This window comes from Streptomyces sp. SID4985, from assembly GCF_009863025.1.
Classification (GTDB): domain Bacteria; phylum Actinomycetota; class Actinomycetes; order Streptomycetales; family Streptomycetaceae; genus Streptomyces.
This window is the reverse complement of the sequence record NZ_WWIR01000427.1, coordinates 1-3968: the sequence shown is the minus strand read 5'-3', so window position 1 is coordinate 3968 and position 3968 is coordinate 1. Positions and strand designations below refer to the sequence as shown.

Here is a 3968-nt window from a genome sequence, read left to right as displayed (position 1 = left end):
CGGCCCGGTCCCGGTGGCGGGCAGCAGCCCGGCGCACAGGGCACGGGCGAGCGCGAACGCCGCGCGCAGGGACCGTACGAGCGCGGTCTCGGCGACGCCGTGGGCCGACAGTTCGATCAGCCGCAGCACGGCCAGGTCGCCCCGGCGCAGCAGCCAGCCGACGGCCACGGCCGCGAGGACGTGCCCGAGCAGCATCGGCAGCGAGGGCAGCGACGCGGCGGAGAAGCCGGTCAGGTCGTGGGCGTGCGGGGCGGTGGTGGCCGCCGGGGTGCCCAGGAGATGCCCCGACGGGTCGATCAGACGCGCGTCGAGCAGCAGTTGATAGGCCCGACCGGGGCTGAGCGTCGAGGGGGCGGAGCCGCACAGCAGACGGGTGGCCCGCTCGACGAGCACGTCCTGGCTCGGGGCCGCCGCGCCCATGGACCCCATGGCACCCATGCCGCTCATGTGCATGGACCCCATCGAGCCCATCGAACCCGTGGCGCCCGTGGAGACGTGCTGCCCCAGTCCGAACAGCGTGTGCAGCGCGGTCTGGCCGAGTGCGAGGAGTCCGGCGATGGCGGGCAGCGAGCGCGCCCGTCCGGCGAGCGGTGCCATGAGCAGCAGCGAGCCCGCGAAGCCCGCGCCGAGCGTCCACAGCGGGACGGTCGCGCAGGAGGCGAGCGTGTGCCCGGCCGCGGCCAGCACGACACAGACCGCGGCGAACACCGCGGCCCGCAGAAGCCGGACCCGGGGTCCGGGGCGCGTCGTGCGCGGCTGGGGGGCAGTCATGGCGGGGCTCATCATCGCACTGCGCCCCCGGGCCCCGTACGCCAGGTGGCCGGATTCGGCGAAGGGGAAGCGAAGGGCCAGGCGATGGGGAAGCGGAGGGGACACGCGTGGGGCGGCCGGGGCCATACACCGATTCGTCCCCGCGCGCATCGACCCTATGGGCGACCTCACGCTCCGGAAGGGCTTACGCACGCGGAGCGGCGGCAATAGGTAACGGTATGTCGAGCCGCGGCCGGGAGGCTGGAGCATGAGCATCTGGTGGTCCGTCCACTTGCGACGCGAGGCCGCGAGCGTGCCGCTCGCCCGCAGGCTCCTGATCGGCACGATGGAGACGGCGGGCGTCGACCCGGACGTCTCCTACGACCTGTCGGTGGCCCTGAGCGAGGCCTGCGCGAACGCGGTCGAGCACGGCGGTGACGGTGCGCGCGGCGGGGGTTCGGAGGCGTACCGGGTGACCGCCTACCTCGACGGCGAGAAGTGCCGTATCGAGGTGGCCGATTCGGGGCCGGGGTTCGGGGCGGTGCCCGATGTCCGTCCGTCGCGGGCGGACGCCGAGGGCGGCCGGGGGCTGTGTCTGATCAGCGCGCTGGCCGATCATGTCCACATCGGGACGGGCGCGGGCCGGGGCGGCACGGTCGTGAGCTTCGACAAGGTTCTCAAGTGGAAGAAAGATCCTTCCCTGCTTACGGCATGAGGGGTTCCGTGCGGCGTTCGCGCGGCTAGGGTGCGCGCATGTCTGCGGAACTCATTCAAAACCAGGAAATAACGGGTGGATTCACCCTGCGCACCCTCGCTCACGGGGACGCCCCGGGGCTGGCCGCCGCCTATACCGACAACCGTGCCCACCTCGCGCCCTGGGAGCCGGTCAGGCCCGACTCCTTCTTCACCGCGGACGGCCAGGCCGAGCGGATCGAGGGGCTGTTGCGGAGTTACGCGGACGGAACCGTGGCACCGTGGATCATCGAGACGCCGGACGGCCGGATCGCGGGGGCCATCACCCTGTCCGGCATCTCCCGGGGCCCCTTCTGCAGCGCGAGCGTCGGCTACTGGGTGGCCGCCGACCAACAGAACCGGGGGCTGGCCAGCGCCGCCCTGGAACGGGTCTGCGACCTCGCCCGCGACCGGCTCGGTCTGCACCGCGTCGAGGCGTCCACGCTGACCGACAACACCGGCTCGCAACGGGTCCTGGAGAAGTGCGGGTTCGCGCCGATCGGACTCGCCCCGGAATACCTGCACATCAACGGCGCCTGGCGGGACTGCCGCCTCTTCCAGCGCGTACTGCACGACAACGTCCCCGCGACGTTGTAGCCCGGTCGGCCGACAAGCGCCCTTTAAGGGGCGCGGGGAAGTGCGCGACCAGCCACGACGCGCCCGCACACGAAACGGCCGGGCACCCGCTCGGGTACCCGGCCATCCGTCAAAGATCAGCCCTTGAGCGAAGCCATCCACGCCTCGACCTCGTCGGACCGCCGAGGCAGCGCAGCGCTGAGATTCCGGTTGCCGTCCGCGGTCACGAGGATGTCGTCCTCGATGCGCACGCCGACGCCCCGGTACTCCTCCGGGACCGTCAGGTCGTCGGCCTGGAAGTACAGACCGGGCTCGACGGTGAGGACCATGCCGGGCTCCAGGGTGCCGTCGACGTAGGTCTCGGTGCGGGCGACCGCGCAGTCGTGCACGTCCATGCCGAGCATGTGACCGGTGCCATGCAGGGTCCAGCGGCGCTGGAGGCCCAGCTCCAGGACGCGCTCGACCGGGCCCTCGACCAGACCCCACTCGACCAGCTTCGCGGTGAGCACGCGCTGGGCGGCGTCGTGGAAGTCGCGGAACTTGGCGCCGGGCTGCACGGCGGCGATGCCCGCCTCCTGGGCCTCGTACACCGCGTCGTAGATCTTGCGCTGGATGTCGCTGTACGTGCCGTTCACCGGCAGGGTGCGCGTGACGTCGGCGGTGTAGAGGGTGTGGGTCTCCACGCCCGCGTCCAGCAGGAGCAGGTCGCCGGAGCGGACCGGGCCGTCGTTGCGCACCCAGTGCAGGGTGCAGGCGTGCGGGCCGGAGGCGCAGATCGAGCCGTAGCCGATGTCGTTGCCCTCGACGCGCGCGCGGAGGAAGAAGGTGCCCTCGATGTAGCGCTCGGAGGTGGCCTCGGCCTTGTCGAGGACCTTCACCACGTCCTCGAAGCCGCGCACGGTGGAGTCGACGGCCTTCTGCAGCTCGCCGATCTCGAACTCGTCCTTGACCAGGCGCTGCTCGGAGAGGAAGACCCGCAGCTCCTCGTCGCGCTCGGCGGTGACCTTGTCGGTCAGGGCCGCCTCGATCCCGGCGTCGTGGCCGCGTACGACGCGCACCGGGCCGGTGGCCTCGCGCAGCGTGTCGGCCAGCTCGCGCACGTCGGAGGCGGGGATGCCGTACAGCGCCTCGGACTCGGTGAGGGAGTGGCGGCGGCCGACCCACAGTTCGCCCTGGCCGGAGAGCCAGAACTCGCCGTTCTCGCGGTCGGAGCGGGGCAGCAGATAGACGGTCTCGCGGTGGCCGTCGGCGGTGGGCTCCAGGACGAGGACGCCGTCCTCGGTCTGGTTGCCGGTCAGGTACGCGTACTCGGTCGCGGCGCGGAAGGCGTACTCCGTGTCGTTCGAGCGCGTCTTGAGGTTGCCCGCCGGGATCACCAGGCGCTCACCCGGGAAGCGGGCGGACAGCGCGGCGCGACGGCGCGCGGTCTCGGCGGCCTGGGCGACCGGCTTCAGGTCCCGCAGTTCGGTGTCGGCCCAGCCGCCGCGCATGTTCTCGGCCAGCTCGTCGGAGACGCCCGGGTACAGGCCGTTCTTCCGCTGCTTGATGGGCTCCTCGGCCTCGGACTCCGGGGTTTCCGGGTTGAGCTCGTCGGACACGTGATCCTCCTCCGTACGGCAAGTGGTCTCCCCGGGCTCGCGAGGTCCGCGATCATGCCCGAGCTGGGAACCACCCTCATCGTACGGTCGTACCGGGACGGACCGGGGCGTCGGTACCGGGCGCGCGGGCGGGCGCACTCCGTCGCGGTGGGTGCCGGCTCAGTCGAAGCGGGCCGCCAGCAGGACGACGTCTTCGGGGCCCTCCCCGGCGTCCCCCGGGTCGAGGCCGTCGGGCAGGACCGTGCGCAGTACGTGGTCGGCGAGGGCGCCGGGGTCGCCGCGCAGCGCGCGCGGGACGCTCGCGGCGGCCGC

At 72.5% G+C, this 3968-nt stretch carries 4 protein-coding genes and 1 pseudogene; 2 read left to right on the top strand and 3 right to left on the bottom strand.

The window, feature by feature from the left end:
- Positions 1–771: hypothetical protein (locus tag GTW40_RS18785; protein ID WP_202486096.1), on the bottom strand; the 771-nt coding region annotated here is incomplete at its 3' end.
- A gap of 247 nt (positions 772–1018) precedes the next feature.
- On the opposite strand from GTW40_RS18785, the gene GTW40_RS18780 reads away from it, so the two are divergent.
- Together GTW40_RS18780 and GTW40_RS18775 are read left to right on the top strand one after the other, a co-directional pair.
- Positions 1019–1465 carry an ATP-binding protein gene (locus GTW40_RS18780; protein ID WP_161181357.1) on the top strand — a complete coding sequence of 149 codons (447 nt, stop codon included), beginning with the start codon at positions 1019–1021 and terminating at the stop codon, positions 1463–1465.
- A 38-nt stretch (positions 1466–1503) separates the two neighbouring features.
- Entirely contained in the window at positions 1504–2079 is a 576-nt protein-coding gene (locus tag GTW40_RS18775) for a GNAT family protein (RefSeq protein WP_161181356.1), read from the top strand.
- A gap of 116 nt (positions 2080–2195) precedes the next feature.
- On the opposite strand, the gene GTW40_RS18770 is transcribed toward GTW40_RS18775, so the two are convergent.
- Together GTW40_RS18770 and GTW40_RS18765 are read right to left on the bottom strand one after the other, a co-directional pair.
- A complete protein-coding gene (locus tag GTW40_RS18770; RefSeq protein WP_161181355.1) occupies positions 2196–3656 on the bottom strand; it encodes an aminopeptidase P family protein in 1461 nt (486 codons plus the stop codon).
- 159 nt (positions 3657–3815) lie between these two features.
- Positions 3816–3968, bottom strand: a pseudogene (locus tag GTW40_RS18765) (phosphatase); the annotation flags it as partial.